Annotated in this window: 20 protein-coding genes; 16 read left to right on the forward strand and 4 right to left on the reverse strand. The window is 71.3% G+C overall.

The window, feature by feature from the left end:
* Positions 1-114: 114 nt before the first annotated feature.
* From ABD743_RS32325 to ABD743_RS32335, 3 genes are read left to right on the forward strand one after another with little or no spacing between them, the layout of a single operon-like run.
* On the forward strand, positions 115-1494 hold the full coding sequence (locus ABD743_RS32325) for an OFA family MFS transporter (protein WP_344726560.1): 1380 nt from the start codon (positions 115-117) through the stop codon (positions 1492-1494).
* Positions 1491-1661 (forward strand): MFS transporter small subunit, encoded by a 171-nt coding sequence (locus ABD743_RS32330; RefSeq protein WP_344726562.1) that lies wholly within the window; start codon positions 1491-1493, stop codon positions 1659-1661. The genes ABD743_RS32325 and ABD743_RS32330 overlap by 4 nt, the downstream gene beginning before the upstream one ends.
* A 46-nt stretch (positions 1662-1707) precedes the next feature.
* Complete coding sequence (locus ABD743_RS32335) at positions 1708-1998, forward strand: DUF6457 domain-containing protein (protein WP_344726564.1); 291 nt, start codon at positions 1708-1710, stop codon at positions 1996-1998.
* Between the two features lie 22 nt (positions 1999-2020).
* Here the strand turns inward: ABD743_RS32335 and ABD743_RS32340 are convergent, their stop codons facing one another.
* Both ABD743_RS32340 and ABD743_RS32345 read right to left on the reverse strand, forming a co-directional pair.
* The gene (locus ABD743_RS32340) at positions 2021-2455 is read right to left on the reverse strand and encodes a PPOX class F420-dependent oxidoreductase (RefSeq protein WP_344726566.1); all 435 of its coding nucleotides are present in this window, start codon (positions 2453-2455) and stop codon (positions 2021-2023) included.
* Between the two features lie 85 nt (positions 2456-2540).
* Positions 2541-3110 (reverse strand): Lrp/AsnC family transcriptional regulator, encoded by a 570-nt coding sequence (locus ABD743_RS32345; protein WP_344726568.1) that lies wholly within the window; start codon positions 3108-3110, stop codon positions 2541-2543.
* Positions 3111-3389: 279 nt separating this feature from the next.
* Between ABD743_RS32345 and ABD743_RS32350 the strand changes: the two genes are divergently transcribed.
* From ABD743_RS32350 to ndk, 9 genes are all read left to right on the forward strand, one after another.
* Positions 3390-4145, forward strand: coding sequence for an SDR family NAD(P)-dependent oxidoreductase (locus ABD743_RS32350; RefSeq protein WP_344726570.1), 756 nt, complete (start codon positions 3390-3392; stop codon positions 4143-4145).
* Entirely contained in the window at positions 4135-5598 is a 1464-nt protein-coding gene (locus ABD743_RS32355) for an aldehyde dehydrogenase family protein (protein ID WP_344726572.1), read from the forward strand. The genes ABD743_RS32350 and ABD743_RS32355 overlap by 11 nt, the downstream gene beginning before the upstream one ends.
* Positions 5599-5703: 105 nt before the next feature.
* A complete protein-coding gene (locus ABD743_RS32360) occupies positions 5704-6903 on the forward strand; it encodes a Cmx/CmrA family chloramphenicol efflux MFS transporter (RefSeq protein ID WP_344726574.1) in 1200 nt (399 codons plus the stop codon).
* An 85-nt stretch (positions 6904-6988) separates the two neighbouring features.
* The gene (locus ABD743_RS32365) at positions 6989-8536 is read left to right on the forward strand and encodes an alkaline phosphatase D family protein (RefSeq protein ID WP_344726576.1); all 1548 of its coding nucleotides are present in this window, start codon (positions 6989-6991) and stop codon (positions 8534-8536) included.
* Positions 8537-8774: 238 nt separating this feature from the next.
* On the forward strand, positions 8775-9554 hold the full coding sequence (locus tag ABD743_RS32370) for a hypothetical protein (protein ID WP_344726577.1): 780 nt from the start codon (positions 8775-8777) through the stop codon (positions 9552-9554).
* The gene (locus tag ABD743_RS32375) at positions 9551-12187 is read left to right on the forward strand and encodes a valine--tRNA ligase (RefSeq protein ID WP_344726579.1); all 2637 of its coding nucleotides are present in this window, start codon (positions 9551-9553) and stop codon (positions 12185-12187) included. Before ABD743_RS32370 ends, ABD743_RS32375 begins: the two co-directional genes overlap by 4 nt.
* Positions 12184-13671 (forward strand): bifunctional folylpolyglutamate synthase/dihydrofolate synthase, encoded by a 1488-nt coding sequence (locus ABD743_RS32380; protein ID WP_344726581.1) that lies wholly within the window; start codon positions 12184-12186, stop codon positions 13669-13671. The genes ABD743_RS32375 and ABD743_RS32380 overlap by 4 nt, the downstream gene beginning before the upstream one ends.
* A complete protein-coding gene (locus ABD743_RS32385) occupies positions 13668-14099 on the forward strand; it encodes a DUF4233 domain-containing protein (RefSeq protein WP_344726583.1) in 432 nt (143 codons plus the stop codon). The genes ABD743_RS32380 and ABD743_RS32385 overlap by 4 nt, the downstream gene beginning before the upstream one ends.
* A gap of 37 nt (positions 14100-14136) precedes the next feature.
* Positions 14137-14547, forward strand: coding sequence for a nucleoside-diphosphate kinase (ndk, locus tag ABD743_RS32390; protein ID WP_344726585.1), 411 nt, complete (start codon positions 14137-14139; stop codon positions 14545-14547).
* 12 nt (positions 14548-14559) lie between these two features.
* On the opposite strand, the gene ABD743_RS32395 is transcribed toward ndk, so the two are convergent.
* Both ABD743_RS32395 and ABD743_RS32400 read right to left on the reverse strand, forming a co-directional pair.
* Positions 14560-15402 carry an MBL fold metallo-hydrolase gene (locus ABD743_RS32395; RefSeq protein ID WP_344726587.1) on the reverse strand — a complete coding sequence of 281 codons (843 nt, stop codon included), beginning with the start codon at positions 15400-15402 and terminating at the stop codon, positions 14560-14562.
* Complete coding sequence (locus ABD743_RS32400; protein ID WP_344726589.1) at positions 15399-15977, reverse strand: TetR/AcrR family transcriptional regulator; 579 nt, start codon at positions 15975-15977, stop codon at positions 15399-15401. Before ABD743_RS32400 ends, ABD743_RS32395 begins: the two co-directional genes overlap by 4 nt.
* Before the next feature lie 59 nt (positions 15978-16036).
* Between ABD743_RS32400 and ABD743_RS32405 the strand changes: the two genes are divergently transcribed.
* The 4 genes from ABD743_RS32405 to ABD743_RS32420 all read left to right on the forward strand — a co-directional run bounded on the left by ABD743_RS32405 (position 16037) and on the right by ABD743_RS32420 (position 19532).
* Entirely contained in the window at positions 16037-16990 is a 954-nt protein-coding gene (locus tag ABD743_RS32405) for an ABC transporter ATP-binding protein (protein ID WP_344726591.1), read from the forward strand.
* Complete coding sequence (locus tag ABD743_RS32410; protein WP_344726593.1) at positions 16990-17832, forward strand: ABC transporter permease; 843 nt, start codon at positions 16990-16992, stop codon at positions 17830-17832. Before ABD743_RS32405 ends, ABD743_RS32410 begins: the two co-directional genes overlap by 1 nt.
* Positions 17829-18659 (forward strand): ABC transporter permease, encoded by an 831-nt coding sequence (locus ABD743_RS32415; protein ID WP_344726595.1) that lies wholly within the window; start codon positions 17829-17831, stop codon positions 18657-18659. The genes ABD743_RS32410 and ABD743_RS32415 overlap by 4 nt, the downstream gene beginning before the upstream one ends.
* Before the next feature lie 81 nt (positions 18660-18740).
* Positions 18741-19532: a tryptophan-rich sensory protein gene (locus ABD743_RS32420; protein ID WP_344726597.1), complete on the forward strand. Its 792-nt coding sequence runs from the start codon at positions 18741-18743 to the stop codon at positions 19530-19532.
* The last annotated feature ends 2 nt before the right edge of the window (positions 19533-19534 follow it).

The raw sequence follows: 19534 nt of genomic DNA on the forward strand, positions 1-19534 counted from the left end.
GTTAAACGCGTCAGCTCCCTGCTCACACGAGTTGCTTTGGCAACAAGATCCTCCTAGGTTCACGCGAACGTGTGCTGCGATCAAAGGCACGTGGGCGGAAGCAAGGGGACGGTCATGCCAGCTGGGTTCCTGCAACGGGAGCGGATCGTGGCTCCACCGACGTGGAGTCGGTGGCTCGTTCCGCCTGCGGCGCTGTCGATCCATCTGGCCATCGGGCAGGCCTACGCCTGGAGCGTGTTCAAGCCGCCGCTGGAGAACGGGCTCGGGATCTCCGGTGTCGAGAGCGCTCTGCCGTTCACGCTCGGAATCATCATGCTCGGAGTGTCAGCGGCCCTCTTCGGCACGAAGGTCGACGCCAACGGACCTCGCTGGGCGATGGTCGTGTCGTCGGCATGCTTCGTCGCCGGGTTCCTGATCTCGGCTCTGGGCCTCTACTTCTCGCAGTACTGGCTCGTGGTGGTCGGCTACGGATTCGTGGGCGGCATCGGACTCGGTATCGGCTACATCTCGCCGGTGTCCACCTTGATCAAATGGTTTCCCGACCGCCCCGGCCTCGCCACCGGTATCGCCATCATGGGTTTCGGTGGTGGCGCTCTCATCGCCTCGCCGCTCAGCAGCCAGCTGCTGAGTGCGTTCGGCGGATCCGGCCCCGACCCCGACGTCCACGGAATCGCGTCGACGTTCCTGACGATGGGCTTGATCTACGCGGTGTTCATGTCGGTGGGATGGCTGCTCATCCGAGTGCCGGCCGACGACTGGAAGCCCCTCGGATGGGACTCGTCCCAGGCGCGGCAGGGCACGCTCATCACCCGCGCAAATGTCTCTGCGCGTAATGCGATCAAGACCCCGCAGTTCTGGCTGCTGTGGGTGGTGCTCTGCTTCAACGTCACGGCGGGTATCGGCATCCTCGAACGCGCCAACCCGATCTTCATCGACTTCTTCAGCGACGCCGGGCCCGCCGCCACCATCGCGGCTGCGGCCGTCGGGTTCGTGTCCATCCTGTCGCTGGCCAACTCGCTGGGCCGCATCCTGTGGTCGTCGCTGTCGGACTACCTGGGCCGCAAGAACATGTACCGGATCTACCTGGGCGTCGGCGCGCTGCTGTATCTCACGGTCACGCTGATGACGAACTCCAACAGGGCCGTGTTCCTGATCTGCGCGATCCTGATCCTGTCGTTCTATGGCGCGGGCTTCGCCACGGCGCCGGCGTATCTGCGCGACCTGTTCGGCACCTACCAGGTGGGTGCGATCCACGGGCGGCTGCTCACCGCGTGGTCCACGGCAGGTGTGCTCGGCCCGCTCATCGTGAACGCGATCGCGGATGCCCAGGTCGAGGCGGGCGTGCAGGGGCCCGGCCGGTACACCACCGCGTTCATGATCATGATCGGGCTGCTGGTGATCGGGTTCATCTGCAACGAGCTGATCAAGCCCGTGAACGAGAAGTTCCACGAGCCGACCCTGGAGTCGACGTCGAAGGCGGGAGCGCAGGCATGAGCACGGCCGGAGAGATGAGCGCTGCGGGGCAGGCGGTCGGCAAGCCGAGCGACGCGTGGAGCCCGCTGCAGTGGGTGGTCGCGGTGGTCGCGTGGCTGTGGGTGCTGGTTCCCCTCGGCTACGGGCTGTACCAGCTCGTGATCAAGATCCCGGCGCTGTTCGGCTGATCGTGGCGGCGGGCGCGTCCGGAGCCCATGCCATAGGGTCCTCGACGTGAGCCCGAGCAGTGATGCGAAAGCCTTGTCCGAGTGGGTCGACGCCGTGTCCCAGGAACTGGGCCTGGAAGGCGCGGTGGACAGCGCCACCACGGTCGACATGGTCCTCGACCTGACCTCGGACGTCGCCCACGGCGTCAGCCGCCCGGGCGCGCCTGTCACGGCGTTCCTGATCGGGCTGGCGGCCGGGCGGGCCGCCGACCCGGCGGTCGCCGCCCGCGACTACTCGCAGAAGATCAGCCGCCTCGCCGACGGGTGGGACAGCGAGCGCGAGCCGAAGCAGTCCTGATCCCCGCCGCCGCCCGGCGCGGTCAGCCGATGATGTTGAACTCGGCGATCACCTTCGTCGGCCGCAGGCGCACCACGAGTTCGCCCGGTCCGGCGTTGCGCTTCCCGAAGTCCTCGGCCCGCTCCTCGCCCACATAGCGCGCCGCGATCGCGGTGGCGGTGCGGAGGAGTTCGCCGGGGTCCTCCGAGACCGTCGCCTCGCCTTGGACCTGCACGTACGCGTACGGCGGCTCCGGCAGGTCGACGCATACCGTGAGGCGGGGGTCGCGGGCCACGGCGCGCCCCTTCGCGGTGTTCCTCCCGGTGTTGAACACCAGTTCGGGGGCCTCGTCGGGGCCTTCCACCAGGAACCACACGGGTGCCACGAGCGCTCGGCCGTTGGCAGCGACGAAGCCGAGTCTGCCGGTGCGGGTGCCCTCGGAGAGGAAGGCGCGGACCTCAGGGTCAATCCGGGTCATGCGTCGCACTGTATTCACGCCGACGGCTCTCCGCTGCCCAGCCGCGCCGAGCGCCGACCCTCGGGACCGTGCCCGCGCGGGAGCCCTAACCGGTGGTCTCGTCCACGGTGCTCTGCGGAGCGGCGGCGGCCCGGTCGATGTGGTCGAGGAGGCCGGCGGCGAAGTTCTTCGGCGGCATCTCGGCCATCCCGATGAGGGTCTCCGTGCGCTGCATTCCCGGGATCTGCCAGATCCGCTCCATGAGCAGCGTCCGGAGGTGCCCGTGGTCGCGCACCCGCAGCTTGGCGAGCATGTCGAGGCTGCCGGTGACGATCATGACGTCCTCGACCTCGGCGATCTCCCACAGGCTGCGCATGATCTCGGCGGTGTCGTACCCCGCCGCGGCGGTGACCGAGAGGTACACGCTGACCCCGTAGCCGACGGCGTCCCAGTCGATCTGGGCGGCATAGCCGCGGATGACGCCGCTGCGTTCCAGCCTGCTCATCCGTTCGCTCACGGTGGGCGCCGAGACTCCGAGCCGTGCTGCCAGTCGGCGCTGGGAGATGCGGGCGTGTTCCGCGAGGTGGCGCAGCAGCGCGAGATCGATGTCGTCCAGGGGCACCGCCGCCCTGGGCTTCGCCGCGACCTTCGCCAGCCCGGCCAATGATGCGTCCAACCGACCCACACCTACCTCGCCGACCGCTGTGCCCTCACCTCGTGGTGCGGCAAGTGAACCACGCCGCCTGTGCGGGGAACCCGCAGCAGCGGCTCGGTTCAGCCGATCGACAGCAATCGTCCCTCAGTTGCTGCCGAATGCAAGGTCGTGACCTGATCGTATTTCGATTGAGAGATGGCTGCAGCGTCGTTAGGCTTACACATGCGCTTCGGGTCGCACTGTCGCGCCGGAGTCACCCCCAGCCATCGGGCCCCGCGGGGCCGTCGAGGGAGGAAACCGTTGATCGAGCTCTCCGGACGCGTCGTCCTGATCACCGGTGCGGGCGGCGGTATCGGTTCCGCGACCGCCCGCACCGTCGCCGCGGCAGGTGCCTCGGTCGTGCTGCACGACGTCAGCACGGACGCCACCCTCGCCCTGGCGGAGGAGATCGGCGAGCGGGCTCATCGGCTCGCGGCAGATCTGAGCGACCCCGCTGCAGCCGACGCGCTGTGGCAGGAGGCCCTACAGGTGCATGGGCGGATCGACGTGCTGGTCAACAACGCCGGGATCTACCCGCCGGCGCCGCTGGACGAGAGCCTCGCCGACTGGATGGGCGTCTGGAACCGGTCGCTGGCGGTCAACCTGCTCGCACCTGCGGTCCTGTGCCGCGCGGCCGTCGCCACCTACCGCACCCAGGAGGATGGCGGCATCATCGTCAACCTGGCGAGCCGTGCCGCCTTCCGTGGCGAGGACCCGGACTACTGGCACTACGCCTCGGCGAAGGCGGGCGTCGTCGCGATGACCCGGACCATCGCCCGGCAGTACGGGCGCGAGGGCGTCACCGCGTTCGCCCTCGCCCCGGGATACGTGGACACCGCGTTGAACAAGGTGTTCGCGGAGGAGGTCGGCGTCGAGGTCGCGGCGCGCGACACCGGACTCGGCAAGGTGGCCCAGCCGCAGGACGTCGCCAACGTGATCGCGTTCCTCTCCTCGGGCCTGGCCACGCACGCCACCGGCACCACCATCGACGTCAACGGGGCGAGCTATGTCCGCTGACACCGCTGACTCCACGACCCAGGTCGCCACGCGCCTGTTCGTCGGGGGCCGGTGGCGCGATGGCCGGGCGGGCCGGATCCCGGTGACGGACCCAGGCAACGGCCGGACGATCGGCACCGTCGAGCAGGCGGACGAGCGCGATGTCGCCGATGCGCTCGACGCGGCGGCGGCCGCGTTCCGTGCGTGGAGCACCACGGTGCCTGCGCAGCGCGGCGCGATCCTGAAGAAGGCCGCCACGCTGCTCGGTTCGCGCGCGGAAGAGGTCGCCACCACCCTGATGCTGGAGGCCGGGAAGACCCGCGCGGAGGCCCGCGGCGAGATCCAGCGGGCCGTCGACACCCTCGAGTGGAACGGCGAACAGGCCGCCCGCGTCGAGGGCCGGGTGATCGGCGGGGCGGCCGCGGGCAGCCGGCGTTACTCCGTGCCGACCCCGCTCGGCGTGGTCGCCGCGTTCACCGCCTGGAACTTCCCCGCCGTTCTCGGCGCCCGCAAGCTCGGCGGCACGCTGGCCGCCGGCTGCACCGTCGTGCTGAAGGCGGCCGAGAGCGCCCCGGGCACGGCTGCGGCGATCGTCCAGGCGCTCGTCGACGCCGGGCTGCCCGACGGTGTGGTGAACCTGGTCTTCGGCGACCCGCCCGCGGTATCCGCCCAGCTCCTGGGCTCGCCCGTGGTCAAGGCGGTCACCTTCACCGGCTCCACCGCCGTTGGGAAGCAGCTGGCCACCCTCGCGGCATCTCGCCTGATCCGGGGTGTCTTCGAGCTCGGCGGCCACGCGCCCGTCCTCGTGTGCGAGGACGCGGACGTGGACAGTGTCGTCGCCGTCACGAGCCCGGCGAAGTTCGGCTCCGCCGGCCAGTCCTGTGTGGCGCCGAGCCGCTACCTGGTGCATCGCAGCCTGTACGACGCGTTCGCCTCCCGGCTGACCGAGCACGCGTCGTCCCTGCGCCTGGGCCACGGCTCGGACCCGGCGACCACGATGGGTGCGCTCGTCCACCAGGGCCGGGTGGACGCCATGCTCCGGCTGACACAGGACGCGGTCGGGCGCGGTGCCCGTCTGCTGTGCGGAGGTCGGCAACCCGAGCGGGACGGCTTCTACTTCGAGCCCACGGTCCTGGCCGACGTGCCGCACGACGCGGACCTCATGTCCGAGGAGCCGTTCGGGCCGATCGCGGCGGTCGTCCCGTTCGATGACTTCGACGAGGCCGTCGAGCTGGCCAATGCCCCGGAGTACGCCTTCGCGGCCTACGTCTTCACCGACTCGATCGCCCGGCGCGAGATCGCCGTGGAGAGGCTGAAGGCGAGCAACATCGGCATCAACCAGATGGCGCCGTCGCTGCCGGACGCTCCGCTCGGCGGGCTCGACGCGAGCGGCTACGGCTACGAGGGCGGGGCCGAAGGAGTGCTGTCGTTCACGCAGCTGCGGCTGGTGAGCCAGTCCGCGCCCACGCGCTGACCCGCCGGTCGAGGCAGTCCGGAACGGAGCAGGCCGCGTCCGTGTTGCCGGAGGACGGGGCCACCGGGTTGTCTCCAGCACGAGGACCGGCATCCAGGGGGGAACGTGTCCGCTGTCGCTGCGCCATCGCAGCCTGCTCGCATTCCGCGAGTCGTCCCGGTGCTGGCGCTGAGCATCTTCGCGCTCGGCACCAGCGAGTTCATGATCGCCGGACTGCTGCCGCAGCTGGCGGCCGACCTCCGGGTCGGGATCCCGGAGGCGGGCTATCTGATCTCGGCGTTCGCTGTCGGGATGATCGTCGGCGCTCCCGCGATGGCGGTGCTGACGCTGCGGCTGCCCCGGCGCACCACGCTGCTGGCCGCTCTCGGCGTGTTCGTCGTCGGGCACGTGGTCAGCGCTCTCGCGCCGCAGTACGGGGTCCTGCTCGCCGCCCGGGTGGTCACAGCGGTGGCGACCGGGGCGTTCTGGGCTGTCGCGGCCGTCGTCACGGTGTCGGTGGTGGTGCCGCAGCTGCGGGCCAGATCGCTGGCCGTGCTGCTGGGCGGCCTCACGGTCGCGAACGTCGCCGGGGTGCCGCTGGGCACGCTCGTGGGCCAGCAGTTCGGCTGGCGCTCGGCGTTCTGGGCGGTCGGCGCGCTGGCCGCGGCGAGCGCGCTCGGCGTGGTGCTGAGCGTTCCGCCCGGCACGGAGCACGGGCCTGCGCCGCGGGTGGCGGCCGAGCTCGCGGCGTTCCGGCACGGGAGGTTGTGGCTCGCGCTGGGCACCACGGCGCTGTACCAGTCGGCCATGATCGGCGCGTTCAGCTACGTCGCGCCGTTGCTCACCGAGGTCGCGGGAATCGAGGAGCGATGGGTGCCCGCCGTGCTGCTCGGGTTCGGGCTCGGGAGCCTCGTGGGTGTGGTGGTCGGTGGCCGGCTCGCCGATCCGTACCCGTGGCCCACCTTGTTCGGCGGTCTCGCGAGCGCGGGGGTGCTGCTCGGGCTGGTCGGGGTGTTCGCGCGAGAGCCCGTGGTCGTCGTCGGGCTGGTCGTGCTGCTGGGTGCCATCGCGTTCATCGCCGGTGCCCCGCTGAACGCGAGGGTGTTCGCGCTGGCGGGCGCCGCTCCCACACTCGCGAGCGCCACCAACACCTCGGCGTTCAACGTCGGCAACTCGTTGGGGCCTGCGCTCGGCGGGCTGGCGATCGGTGCGGGGTGGGGCTTCACCGCGCCGGCCTACCTCGGCGTGCTGCTCGCGGCCGGGGCGATCGTGGTGGCGCTCGTGTCGTGGAGGCTCGACCGGCGGGGACCGCTGCACGCGGAGTGACGCGGGGCCGCGGTAGATCAGAGTTCACCTGCGCGTCCCCTTCACGATCCGGCGTCCGGTTCACCCGATCGGATTACATGCCACCATGCGCTCCCACCACGCCGTCGACCGGCGCACCCTGCTCCGCACCGCCGCGATCGGCGGGCTCGCGGCGGCCGTCCCGCTGGGTACCGCCGCGCCCGCGTTCGCCGCTCCGGCCCTTGCCCGCCCCGACCGGCCCGTGCTCACCCACGGTGTCCAGTCCGGGGACGTGCTGGCGGGATCCGGGCTGGTCTGGGCCCGTGCCGACCGGCCGTCGCGCATGGTCGTCGAGGTGTCCGCCGACGCCGACTTCCGCCGCTCCCGCACGATCCGCGGACCCGTCCTCACCCCGGACACGGACTTCACCGGCAAGCTGCGCGTGCCCGGCGAGGGACGGTCTGTGCACTACCGCGTCACGGCGGAGGACCTCGACGGCCGGAGCGTGAGCGAGCCCGTGAGCGGCTCGTTCCGCACGCTGCCCGGCAAGCGCGACGGCGTCCGCTTCCTGTGGTCGGGTGACGTGGCCGGCCAGGGCTGGGGGATCAACCCGGACATCGGCGGAATGCGGATCTACGCGGCGATGGCCGACCGCGACCCGGACTTCTTCATCCACAGCGGCGACACGATCTACGCCGACAACCCGGTCACGGAGACCGTCAAGCTGCCCGACGGCCGGACGTGGCGCAACATCGTGACCCCCGAGAAGTCCAAGGTCGCCGAGACGCTCGCCGAGTTCCGCGGGCAGCACGCCTACAACCAGCTCGACGAGAACGTGCGCGCGTTCTCCGCGGCCGTGCCCCAGATCAACCAGTGGGACGACCACGAGGTCCTCAACAACTGGTACCCCGGCGAGGTGATCACGGACGCCCAGTACACCGAGAAGCGCGTCGACGTGCTCGCGAAGCGGGCGTTCCAGGCGTTCCACGAGTGGGTGCCGCTGGACCCGCGCCGTGCGGTGGACGGGCGGGTCTACCGGCGGCTGCCCTACGGCCCCCACGTCGAGGTCTTCGTGATCGACATGCGGACCTACCGCGACGCCAACGACGCCAACACCAAGCCGATGGAGCGGATCCTCGGTGAGAAGCAGGCGAAGTGGCTGGTCGACGCGCTCGACTCGTCGAAGGCGACGTGGAAGATCGTGGCGTCGGACATGCCGATCGGCATCCAGGTGCCCGACGGCACCGCGTGGGAGGCCGTCGCCAACGGCGTTGCGGGCCCGCCGAGCGGCCGTGAGGCCGAGATCGCCTGGGTGCTGACCGAGCTGAAGAAGCGCAAGGTGCGCGACGTCGTCTGGCTGACCGCCGACGTGCACTACACCGCGGCCATCAACTACTCCCCGGCCCGCGCGGCGTTCACGGAGTTCGACGAGTTCTGGGAGTTCGTCTCCGGCCCGCTGAACGCCGGCGCGTTCGGACCCAACGCGATGGACTCGACGTTCGGCCCCGAGGTTGCCTACGTGCGGGCGCCCCCGGCCGCGAACGCCTCGCCGATGGAGGGCTTCCAGCACTTCGGGGAGGTCGAGGTGGCTCCGGGCGGCGAGGAGCTGCGGGTGACGCTGCGCGCGCAGGACGGTGCGGAGCTGTGGTCCAAGGCGCTGACGCGCACGAAGTGACGGCCCGGTCCTGACCTAGTGTCGAGGAAACGAGGTCGTCTTACCCGCCTCCGGCGCCCAGACGGCGCCTCGCGGCGTTGTCGTCGGCGCCGATACAACAGCGGTATCGGCGCCTCCTCCGCCTTGCGATCCATCCGCCTGGACACCGGATCCGGGCAAGGAACCTCGTTTCCGCGGCACTAGAGGCCGGGACAACGAGGGAGTGCGCGATCGGCCACCCGCAGGGAGGATCGCGGACATGCGGACGGTGTGCGGAGTGGCGCGGCGGATCCAGTCGCTCGTAGGGCGCGGCATGCGCAAGCCGGGCCGCGTCGCGCAGGTGCTCCCGCTGGCCGGTGGTCGCAGGCCGCTGCTCTCCGAGCAGGTCGGGGAGCAGCGTCGCGGCGGCGTCCGGCTCGACCAGGTGGACCGCACCGCCTGTGGCAGCGCGGTGCTCGTCGCGCTGGCCGCGTGGGCCGACCCCGGCGAGACGCAGCGCCTCGACGGGGAGCGGGTGCTGGGAGCGGCCACCGGATCCGTGGGCGTGACCACGGAGGTCGCCACCAGCTTCGGCACGCGTTACGACGAGCGTCAGCGCCAGGTGCACCGCGAGACCAACCGCTTCTGGCCCCGTGCGCTCGGGACCACCCCGTGGGCAATGGTGCGGTGGTTGCGGCGCAACGCCCCCGGCGCGGGGCCGTACCGGGTGCGGCTGGTGGACGACACGTCTGCGGCCGACCTCGCCGCCGCCCTCGACGAGGCGGGCGCCGCGCTCGCGGCCGGCCGTCCCGTGCCGATGCTCGTCGGGTCGGTCGTTCCGCGGCACTACGTGATGGCGCTCGGTGTGCAGGGCCCCGACTCGTGGCGGGTCTACGAGCCTTCCCTCGGCCGGGTGCGGGCGCTGGACCTGCGGCTCGTGCGGCAGCGCCGGCTCGCCCCCGTGCTGGGTTTCCACCGTCTGCACGCCTTGCTGGTCCCGCCTGCACGCACGGGTGCGCGGAGAACCGGGTCGACTGCGGCTCGTAGACTTGAGCGGTGACCGACACGCTTCCCTCCCGCACTGCCGACCTGCCCGCCCAGTGGAATCCGGGCGAGGTAGAGGCCGGTATGTACGAGCGGTGGGTCGAGGCCGGTTACTTCGCCGCCGACGCGTCGAGCGACAAGCCGGCGTTCTCGAACGTCATCCCGCCGCCGAACGTCACCGGCAGCCTGCACATCGGCCACGCGTTCGAGCACACCCTCATCGACATCCTGGTGCGGCGCCGCCGTATGCAGGGCTACGAGACGCTGTGGCTGCCCGGCATGGACCACGCGTCGATCGCGGTCCACGCGCTGGTCGAGCGCGTGCTCGCCGCGGAGGGCACGAGCAGGCGCGAGATGGGTCGCGAGGCCTTCGTCGAGCGCACCTGGCAGTGGAAGGCCGAGCACGGCGGCGCCATCCTCAGCCAGATGCGGCGCCTCGGCGACAGCGTCGACTGGAGCCGCGAGCGCTTCACCATGGACGAGGGCCTGAGCCGTGCCGTCGGCACCATCTTCAAGCGGCTCTACGACGACGGCCTCATCTACCGGGCCGAGCGGATGGTCAACTGGTCGCCGGAGCTGCGCAGCGTGCTCTCCGACGTCGAGGTCGAGCACCGCGAGGTCGAGGGTGAGCTGGTCTCGATCAGATACGGCGACGGCGACGACTCGGTGGTGGTCGCCACCACCCGCGTCGAGACCATGCTCGGCGACACCGCTGTCGCGGTCCACCCTGACGACGAGCGCTACAAGCACCTGGTCGGCCGGGAGATCGAGCTCCCGCTGGTCGGGCGCATGATCCCGGTCGTCGCCGACGAGCACGTCGACCCGAGCTTCGGCACGGGCGCGGTCAAGGTCACCCCGGCCCACGACCCCAACGACTTCGAGATCGGGCGGCGCCACAACCTGCCGATGCCCTCGATCATGGACGAGTCCGGGCGGATCGCGGACAGCGGCACCGAGTTCGACGGCATGGATCGCTTCGAGGCGCGCGTCGCCGTGCGCGAGGCGCTGGCCGCGCAGGGGCGGATCGTCGCGGAGAAGCGCCCGTACATCCACAGCGTCGGGCACTCGTCGCGGGGCTCGAAGGAACCGATCGAGCCGCGGCTGTCGCTGCAGTGGTTCGTCAAGGTCGGGCCGCTGGCGAAGGCCGCGGGCGACGCCGTGCGCGACGGCCGCGTCGCCGTCCACCCGAAGGAGCTCGAGCCCCGCTGGTTCGGCTGGGTCGACAACATGCACGACTGGACCATCAGCCGGCAGCTGTGGTGGGGCCACCGCATCCCGGTCTGGTACGGCCCCGACGGTGAGATGGTCTGCGTCGGCCCGGACGAGGCGCCGCCGGCAGGCTGGACGCAGGACGAGGACGTCCTCGACACGTGGTTCTCCTCGGCCCTGTGGCCGTTCTCCACGCTGGGCTGGCCGGACAAGACCCCTGACCTCGAGAAGTTCTATCCCACGTCGGTGCTGGTCACGGGCTACGACATCCTCTTCTTCTGGGTCGCCAGGATGATGATGTTCGGCCTGTACGCGATGCAGGACCAGGGCCCGGACAAGGCGATCCCGTTCCACACCATCGCGCTGCACGGCATGGTCCGCGACCAGTTCGGCAAGAAGATGTCGAAGTCGTCCGGCAACACCGTCGACCCGCTGGAGTGGATGGACCGCTACGGCACCGACGCCCTGCGCTTCGCACTGGCGCGCGGCGCGAACCCGGGCACCGACGTCCCGATCGGCGAGGACGCCGTCCAGGCATCCCGCAACTTCGACACCAAGCTCTGGAACGCCACCAGGTTCGCGCTGGCCAACGGCGCGTCACCGGCGCTGCCGCTGCCCACCGCGCCCACCGACGCCGACCGCTGGATCCTCGGCAGGCTCCGCGAGGTCCGCGAGCAGACCGACGCGCTGCTGGAGGACTTCCAGTTCGCCAAGGCGGTCGAAGGGCTCTACCACTTCACGTGGGACGAGCTCTGCGACTGGTACGTCGAGCTGGCGAAGGTCCAGCTCCGCGACGACGCCACCGCCGACGGCACCAGGGCGGTGCTCGGGCACGTCTTCGACGCGCTGCTACGGCTGCTCCACCCGGTCATCCCGTTCATCACCGAGGCGCTGTGGCAGGGGCTCACGGACGGGGAGTCGGTCGTCGTCGCGCAGTGGCCGGTCGACGCAGGCGTTGCTCCCGACGCCGTGGCCGCGTCCCGGATCGCCGACCTGCAGAAGCTGGTCACCGAGGTTCGTCGCTTCCGCACCGAGCAGCGCGTGCCCGACAGCCGTCGCGTCGCCGCCCGGATCGTGGGGCTGGACGAGGCAGGGCTCGCCGGCCACCGCGGTGCCGTCGCGGCGCTGGTCCGGCTGGACGACGCGGGCTCGGACTTCACCCCAACGGCTGCGTTCGAGGTCGGGCTCGGGGGCGGCACGGTCCAGGTCGAGATCGACACGTCCGGCGCCATCGACGTGGCCGCCGAGCGTGCTCGGCTCACCCGCGACCTGGCCGCGGCCCGCAAGGAGCTCGACCAGGCGGACAAGAAGCTCGGCAACCCCAAGTTCGTCGAGAAGGCGCCAGCCGACGTCGTCGACGGCATCCGGTCCCGGCGTGCCGCGGCGGCTGCCGACATCGACCGGATCGAGGCAAGGCTGGAGGCTCTGCCCGCGTCATGACGAGGGACCGGGAGGAACTGCCGGAGGGCGAGGGCGAGGTCCGCTCTCCGGAGGAGGCGGCGGAGGACGCCGTCGTCGCGCACGTTCTCGACGCCATCCGCGGTGGGGAGAGCCCCGACGTCGTGCCGGCGCAGTCGTCGGTGATCGGGTTCGCGGAGTTCCTCGCCGCCGACGCCGCGCTCGATCGGCGCGCGCCGGAGACGGTGATCGAGCCGTCGCTGGAGAGGATCGCAGCGCTCGTCGACGTGCTCGGCGACCCGCAGCGCGGCTACCCGGTCGTGCACATCACCGGTACGAACGGCAAGACGTCCACGTCCCGGATGATCGACGCGCTGCTCACCGAGATCGGGCTGCGCACGGGCCGCTACACGAGCCCACACCTGCAGCGGGCCACCGAGCGGATCAACATCGACAACCGGCCGATCTCCCCGGAGCGCTACGTCACGCTCTACCGGGACATCCTGCCGTTCGTCGAGATGGTGGACGCGAAGCTCGGCACGCTCTCGAAGTTCGAGGTGCTCACGGGAATGGCCTTCGCCGCCTTCGCCGATGCTCCGGTCGAGGCCGCGATCCTGGAGGTCGGGCTGGGCGGCGCCTGGGACGCCACGAACGTCGCCGACGGCAACGTCGCGGTGGTCACCCCGATCGGGCTCGACCACATGGAGTTCCTCGGCGACGACGTGCTCGGCATCGCCCGGGAGAAGGCCGGGATCATCAAGCCGGGCGCGGTGGCAGTGCTCGCCGCGCAGGACAAGGCCGTGGCCGAGGTGCTGCTGGAGCGCTGCGTCGAGGTGGGGGCCCAGGTGGCCCGGGAGGGTGCCGAGTTCGGGGTGCGGGAGCGGGAGATCGCGGTGGGCGGCCAGCGGCTCACATTGCAGGGTCTCTCCGGCACCTACGACGACATCTTCCTGCCGCTGCACGGCGAGCACCAGGCGAGCAACGCCGCGCTCGCCCTCGCCGCTGCCGAGGCCCTCGTCGGCGCCGGGCCGCGGCAGCCGCTGGATCCCGACGTCGTGCGTGCGGCGTTCGCCGGCGTCGCGTCGCCGGGTCGGCTGGAGCGGGTCGCGGCAGGCGAGGGTGGGCCCACCGTGCTCATCGACGCCGCGCACAACCCGGCGGGCGCTCGCTCGCTCGCCACCGCCCTCACCACCGACTTCCGGTTCGCGCGGCTCGTCGGCGTCCTCGGCGTGATGCGCGACAAGGACGTGCGCGGCATCCTGGACGAGCTGGAGCCGGTGCTGCACGAGGTGGTCGTCACCGCCAACTCCTCGCCGCGGGCCATGGATCCCGACGAGCTGGGCGCGGTCGCCGCCGAGGTGTTCGGTTCCGACCGGGTGAGCGTCGAGCCGGTGCTGGCCGAGGCCGTCGAGCAGGCGGGGGAGCTGGCCGAGGAGGGCGGCGAGTCCGGGGTCGGCGTGGTGGTGACCGGCTCGGTGGTGACGGCTGGTGAGGTGAGGGCCATGTTCGGGAAGGAACCCGTATGAGCTCGCCCGGCCCCGGCAACGGGGCCGACCCCGTCGCCGGGCCCGCACCTGTGCAGGGACCCGACCCCATGAAGGGGCTGCGCGGGGTCTTCGCCGCCACCCTCACGCTCGAGGCGATCGTGGTGGCGCTGGCGCTGCTCGTGCTGCCGAAGTTCGGTGAGGGCGCCACCCCGCTCGCCGTCGGGGTGATCGGGGCGCTGGCGGTCGTGATGATCGTCGCAGCGGGGTTGCAACGGCGGCCGTGGGGGCTGCGGCTGGCGCTCGTCCTGCAGGTCGTGATGGTGGCCTGCGGGCTGCTGGTCCCGGCGCTGGGCGTGATGGGCGGAGTGTTCGTCCTCGTCTGGGTCCTGCTCCTGCTGCTGCGTCGCGACCTCGCGGGGAAGATGGCCCGCGGGGAACTGCCCAGCCAGCAACCCCGGGATCCCTGACGCCGCCGCTCCACGGCCCGTCGATACGCTGAGCGACGTGACTGAACGCACCCTGGTCCTCGTCAAGCCCGACGGCGTCGAGCGCAAGCTGATCGGCGAGGTGCTCGCGCGCATCGAGCGCAAGGGCCTCGACATCGTCGCGCTCGAGCTGCGCACTGTGGAGCGCGAGCTCGCCGAGCAGCACTACGCCGAGCACGACGGCAAGTCCTTCTTCGGCGACCTGCTCGAGTTCATCACCTCGGGGCCCGTGCTCGCGGCCGTCGTCGAGGGCCCGCGGGCGATCGCGGCTTTCCGGCAGCTGGCCGGCGGCACCGACCCGGTCGCCAAGGCCACGCCCGGCACCATCCGCGGCGACTTCGGGCTGGAGACCCAGTACAACCTCGTCCACGGCTCCGACTCGGAGGAGAGCGCGGCGCGGGAGATCAAGCTCTGGTTCCCCAACCTCTGACGGGCGTCCGATTCAGCTGACCCGGGCCGCCGCCTGTCGGGCGGCCCGCAGCTGAACCGGATCGTGCGCGTTGAAAACGGTGATCTCGTCGCCGTGTGAGCGCACCAGATCGCGCAGCCGATCCTGGTTGGCCAGGCGCAGCCCGCGTGCGGTCTCCACCCTGCTCTGCATCAGTCGCAGGCCCGGCGTGCACCAGGGCGCGTCGGGGCGCATCTCGCCGTGGAAGAAGTAGGCGTCGCCCGCGTGCAGCAGCCAGCGGTCGTCCTCGCGTACCGCCACACCGGTGTGCCCGACGGTGTGCCCGATCAGCGGGACCAGCAGGATCTCCGCCTGGAGCCCGGGGATGTCGTGCACGGCCTGGAAGCCGAACCACTCCTCGCCCTGCGGGTCGTGGGGCGCCCACTTCGGTCGGTGCGCCCACTGTTCGCGCGGGTAGCGAGTGCGCTCCCTGCCGCCGCGGGCGTTGAGCGCGGCCTCCAGCTCCGTGCGCAGCACGTGCACCTGGGCGTCGGGGAAGTCGCGCAGCCCGCCGCCGTGGTCGAGGTCGAGGTGGGTGAGCACCACGTGGCGCACGTCGGACGCCCGGAAGCCCAGGCGCTCGACCTGGTGCAGCGCGGTCTCGCTGATGTCGAGCACGGGCCGGGCCAGCCGGCGCCACCCGCGGCTGAGCGTGGCGTCCGGGTCGGTGACGTCCCCCGTGCCGAGGCCGCTGTCGACGAGGACGAGACCCTCGCCGGTCTCGATCAGCAGGCAGTGGCAGACCAGCTCGGCCGTGCGCAGCAGCGGGCCGCTGCCGCTCACGAGTCTCCCGCCGAACGGGCGCATCGTGGCGCAGTTGAGGTGGTGGACCTTCATCTCGAGTTCCGTCCGTTCTCCAGCATGATCCGTAGGCGGGCGCCGACGGCGTTCAGAGGGGTGAGGTCGCGGCGCGTCCGCGCGAGGAGCAGCGCACCCTCGATCGCGGCGATCACGACCATGGCGATCTCCTCGGGATCCTGGACGCCCGCCGAGCCGAGGTGGCCCGCCACGAGCGACTGCCACGAGTCGTAGACCTCCGCGCAGGCCGTGCGGATCGATTCGCTGTGGCCCGCGGTGTCCAGGGCGACGGTGGCGACCGGGCAACCCTCGCGGAAGTCGGTGGCGGCGAGGTGCTCGCCGAGCAGACCGACCGCTCGCTCCAGCGCCTGCGCCGGATCGGGTGTGCTCGCCAGCGTCGAGGCGAGTGCCGAGCAGAGCTCGTCGCCCGCCAGCCGCACCGACTCCACGGCCAGCTGCTCCTTCCCGCCCGGGAAGTGGAAGTACAGGGAGCCCTTCGGCAGGTTGCCCTCGCTGAGCACCTGGTTCAGCCCCGTGGCGTGGTAGCCCTGCGCCCGGAACAGGCCCGCTGCGGTGCGGATCACCCGCTCCCGTGTCGAAGATCGTTCGCTCACGACGGCGACTATAGAGACCGGTCTACTATGCGTCCAGGCCGCCCGATATCGCGCGATTAATGTCGGGGAGGTCGATTACCGTGCGGGACGTGGCGGACGGGCTGGTCCAGGCGCGCGGGCTGCGCAAGCATTTCGGTGATTTCGAGGCGGTCCGGGGCGTCGACATCGACGTCGCCCGCGGCGAGGTGTTCGGCTTCCTGGGGCCCAACGGCGCCGGCAAGTCGTCCACGATGCGGATGATCGCGTGCGTCTCGCCCCGCACCGACGGGTCGCTGCAGGTCCTGGGCATGGATCCCGACGTCGACGGCCCTCGCATCCGGGCTCGCATCGGCGTCGTCCCACAGCTCGACAACCTCGACACCGAGCTGACGGTCCGGCAGAACCTGCAGATCTACGGCCGCTACTTCGGCCTGTCCCGCGCCCACGTGCGCGCCAAGGCCAGCGAGCTGCTCGAGTTCGCGCAGCTCACCGAGCGGGCCGAGCACGAGGTGGAGCCGCTCTCCGGAGGTATGAAGCGCCGGCTCACCATCGCGCGAGCCCTGGTCAACGAGCCCGAGCTGCTGCTGCTCGACGAGCCCACCACGGGTCTCGACCCGCAGGCGCGCCACCTGCTGTGGGAGCGGCTGTACCGGCTCAAGCGCGAGGGCGTCACCCAGATCATCACCACCCACTACATGGACGAGGCCGAGCAGCTGTGCGATCGGCTCGTGGTGATGGACGGCGGCGTGATCGTGGCGGAGGGGTCACCTGCCGAGCTGATCGGGCGGTACTCCACCCGGGAGGTTCTGGAGCTGCGGTTCGACGTCGAGCGGCGCCCCGATGCCACCGCCCTCGCGCCGTTCGCCGAGCGGGTGGAGGAGCTGCCCGACCGCCTGCTGCTCTACTCCGCCGACGGCGAGCACACCCACGCCGAGGTCGCGCGCGCCGGCTTCGTGCCGCTGTCGGCGCTGGCGCGGCGCTCCACGCTGGAGGACGTCTTCCTCCGCCTCACCGGCCGCACACTGGTGGACTGATGACCGCGAGCACCGGGAGCACCCCGGTCGTCACGCGGTCCACCGGACGGGCGCCGGGCCGGTGGGGCGGCGTGCTCCTCGTCGTGGAGCACCTCTGGACCTGGTACCGGCGCAACTGGCGGGCCACCGTCGTGTCGTCGGTGCTGCAGCCGCTGCTGTTCCTGCTGGCGTTCGGGGTGGGCTTCGGGTCGCTCGTCGCCGGCACGGGCAGCGCGCAGGCGGCCACCGGGGGCGTCGACTACCTGGTGTGGCTCGCGCCCGCGCTGCTGGCCGTCTCGGCGGTGCAGAGCGCGGCGTTCGAGTCCACCTACCCGGTGCTGTCGGGGTTCAAGTGGCAGCGGGTCTACCACGCGATGACCGCGAGCCCGATCTCCCCGGCTCAGGTGGCGCTCGGGCACCTCGTCTGGGTCGTGCTCAAGACGGCCGGTTCCGGTGCCGTCTACGTCGTCGTGATCGCCCTGTTCGGTGGGGTCGCGAGCCCGGGCATCGTCGTGTCGCTGCTGGCAGCCGTGTTCACCGGGGCCGCGATGGCATCCCTGGTCACCGCGTTCTCCGCCACCGTCGAGAACGAGGGTGCCGCGTTCAACGCCCTGTTCCGCTTCGTCGTCATCCCGATGACGTTGTTCTCGGGCACGTTCTTCCCGGTCGACCGGCTGCCCGAGTGGGTGCAACCCATTGCGCTCGTCTCGCCGCTCTGGCACGGCACGGAGCTCGCTCGCGCGGCGGCCCTCGATCGGTGGCAGCCGCTCGCCGCGCTGGGCCACCTTGCCTACCTCTGCGCGCTCCTCGCGCTCGGGATCGTGCTCGCCACCCGGTTCTTCACCAGGAGGCTGACCAGGTGACCGCGCAGGCTCCCGCTCCGCCCGCCGCCGGCGGGTTGTTGCGCCTGCTCCCGGCCGGGAGCTACGCGGGGCGCTCCCACGCGCTGCTGCTGCGCTCGGCCACCGCTTCCCGGCGGGCGTGGCTCGCGTTCGTCTCGGGGTTCTTCGAGCCGGTGTTCTATCTCGTCGCGATGGGGCAGGGGCTCGGATCGCTGGTCGGTACGCTGCCGGGGCCCGACGGCAGCCCTATCAGCTATGCGGCCTTCATCGCGCCAGGGTTGCTTGCGGCCTCGGCGATGAACGGCGCCGTGTTCGACGCCACCTTCAACGTCTTCTTCAAGCTCAAGCACGCCAAGCTCTACGACGCGATGCTGGCCACCCCGCTCGGCACGGTCGATATCGCACTCGGCGAGATCGGCTGGGCGCTCATCCGCGGCGGGCTCTACGCGTTGGGTTTCCTCACGGTGATGGCGGGCTTCGGGCTCCTCGTCTCTCCGTGGGCGCTGCTCGCGCTGCCGGCCGCGCTGGTGGTGGCGTTCGCGTTCGCCGCGGTCGGCATGGCGGCCACGTCCTACATGCGGTCGTGGCAGGACTTCGACCTGGTCACGCTCGTGATCCTGCCGATGTTCCTGTTCTCCACCACCTTCTACCCGCTCTCGGTGTATCCCCGGTGGCTGCAGATCGTGGTGGAGTGCCTCCCGCTCTTCCACGCGGTGGAGCTGATGCGGGGGCTCACCACCGGCGCGGTGCACCTCGGGATGCTCGGACATCTGACGTACTTCGTCGTGATGATCGCGCTCGGTGTCACCGTCGCGTCCCGCCGGCTCGATGCCTTGTTGCTGCGCTAGCGCCCCGCTCGTCCGCGTCTCCGGTTCCGCCGAGCGAACTCGGCTGGCCCGACGCTTGCGGGCGGGCAGACAATGGCGCCCATGACGGTGACGTCCCGACGACCAGTGCTCGCCGACCTCGTCCGCAGGATCTTGGTGGCGGTGTTCGCGGTGCTCCAGATCGTCGTTTCCGTGCTCACGGAAACCGGAGCCACGCACGAGTCCATCGGGGCGGTGGCACGCCAGTACGCCACGCCGCTGCTGGCCGCCGACTGGGCGTTCGCCATCTGGGTCCCCATCTACGTCGGGTTCCTCGGTTACGCCGTGTACCAGGCGTTGCCGGGGCAGCGGGGTCGGCAGCTCCACCGTGAGATCGGCTGGTGGCTCGCGTTCTCCGCGGTGCTCAACATCGGCTGGGTGCTGGCGTTCGGGTCGGGCTGGGTGCCGCTGGCCGAGCTGTTGATCGTGATGCTGCTGGTCGCGTTGGCGGTCGTGTTCGGCCGGCTCAGCCGGCAGCCTGCCGAGAGCGTTCTCGAACGGGTTGTCCTGCGCGGCACGGTCGCGCTCTACACAGGATGGGTGTCGTTCGCCATCGCGCTCGCCACCGCGGCCACCGGGGCGTGGATGGGCCTGCCCGCCTCCGGCGCGCTGGCGGCGATCGCGGCGGTCGTCGTGCTGCTCGCGGTGTCGGTGATCGCGTCGTGGGTGGTGCTCGCCGGCACGGCCGTCATCGGTTACTCGGTCGCCGCGGTGTGGGCAGCGGCCGGCATCGCGCTCAACGACCCGCCCGCCGCCGTGGTGGTGGCCGGCGCGATCGCGATCGTCGTGATCATCGCTTCCACCACCCGTAGGCTCACCACCGCGGGCAACCCGATGCGCGCAGCCTGGGGCTGACC

Origin of the sequence: Pseudonocardia yunnanensis, from assembly GCF_039534065.1 — a bacterium.
In the GTDB taxonomy this organism is placed as follows: domain Bacteria; phylum Actinomycetota; class Actinomycetes; order Mycobacteriales; family Pseudonocardiaceae; genus Pseudonocardia; species Pseudonocardia yunnanensis.

Coding starts and splice junctions, on each gene's coding strand:
- ABD743_RS32325 (WP_344726560.1), top strand. CDS start 115: ATGCCAGCTGGGTTCCTGCAACGGGAGCGGATCGTGGCTCCACCGACG.
- ABD743_RS32330 (WP_344726562.1), top strand. CDS start 1,491: ATGAGCACGGCCGGAGAGATGAGCGCTGCGGGGCAGGCGGTCGGCAAG.
- ABD743_RS32340 (WP_344726566.1), bottom strand. CDS start 2,455: ATGACCCGGATTGACCCTGAGGTCCGCGCCTTCCTCTCCGAGGGCACC.
- ABD743_RS32355 (WP_344726572.1), top strand. CDS start 4,135: ATGTCCGCTGACACCGCTGACTCCACGACCCAGGTCGCCACGCGCCTG.
- ABD743_RS32365 (WP_344726576.1), top strand. CDS start 6,989: ATGCGCTCCCACCACGCCGTCGACCGGCGCACCCTGCTCCGCACCGCC.
- ABD743_RS32370 (WP_344726577.1), top strand. CDS start 8,775: ATGCGGACGGTGTGCGGAGTGGCGCGGCGGATCCAGTCGCTCGTAGGG.
- ABD743_RS32380 (WP_344726581.1), top strand. CDS start 12,184: ATGACGAGGGACCGGGAGGAACTGCCGGAGGGCGAGGGCGAGGTCCGC.
- ABD743_RS32385 (WP_344726583.1), top strand. CDS start 13,668: ATGAGCTCGCCCGGCCCCGGCAACGGGGCCGACCCCGTCGCCGGGCCC.
- ABD743_RS32395 (WP_344726587.1), bottom strand. CDS start 15,402: ATGAAGGTCCACCACCTCAACTGCGCCACGATGCGCCCGTTCGGCGGG.
- ABD743_RS32405 (WP_344726591.1), top strand. CDS start 16,037: ATGTCGGGGAGGTCGATTACCGTGCGGGACGTGGCGGACGGGCTGGTC.
- ABD743_RS32410 (WP_344726593.1), top strand. CDS start 16,990: ATGACCGCGAGCACCGGGAGCACCCCGGTCGTCACGCGGTCCACCGGA.
- ABD743_RS32420 (WP_344726597.1), top strand. CDS start 18,741: ATGACGGTGACGTCCCGACGACCAGTGCTCGCCGACCTCGTCCGCAGG.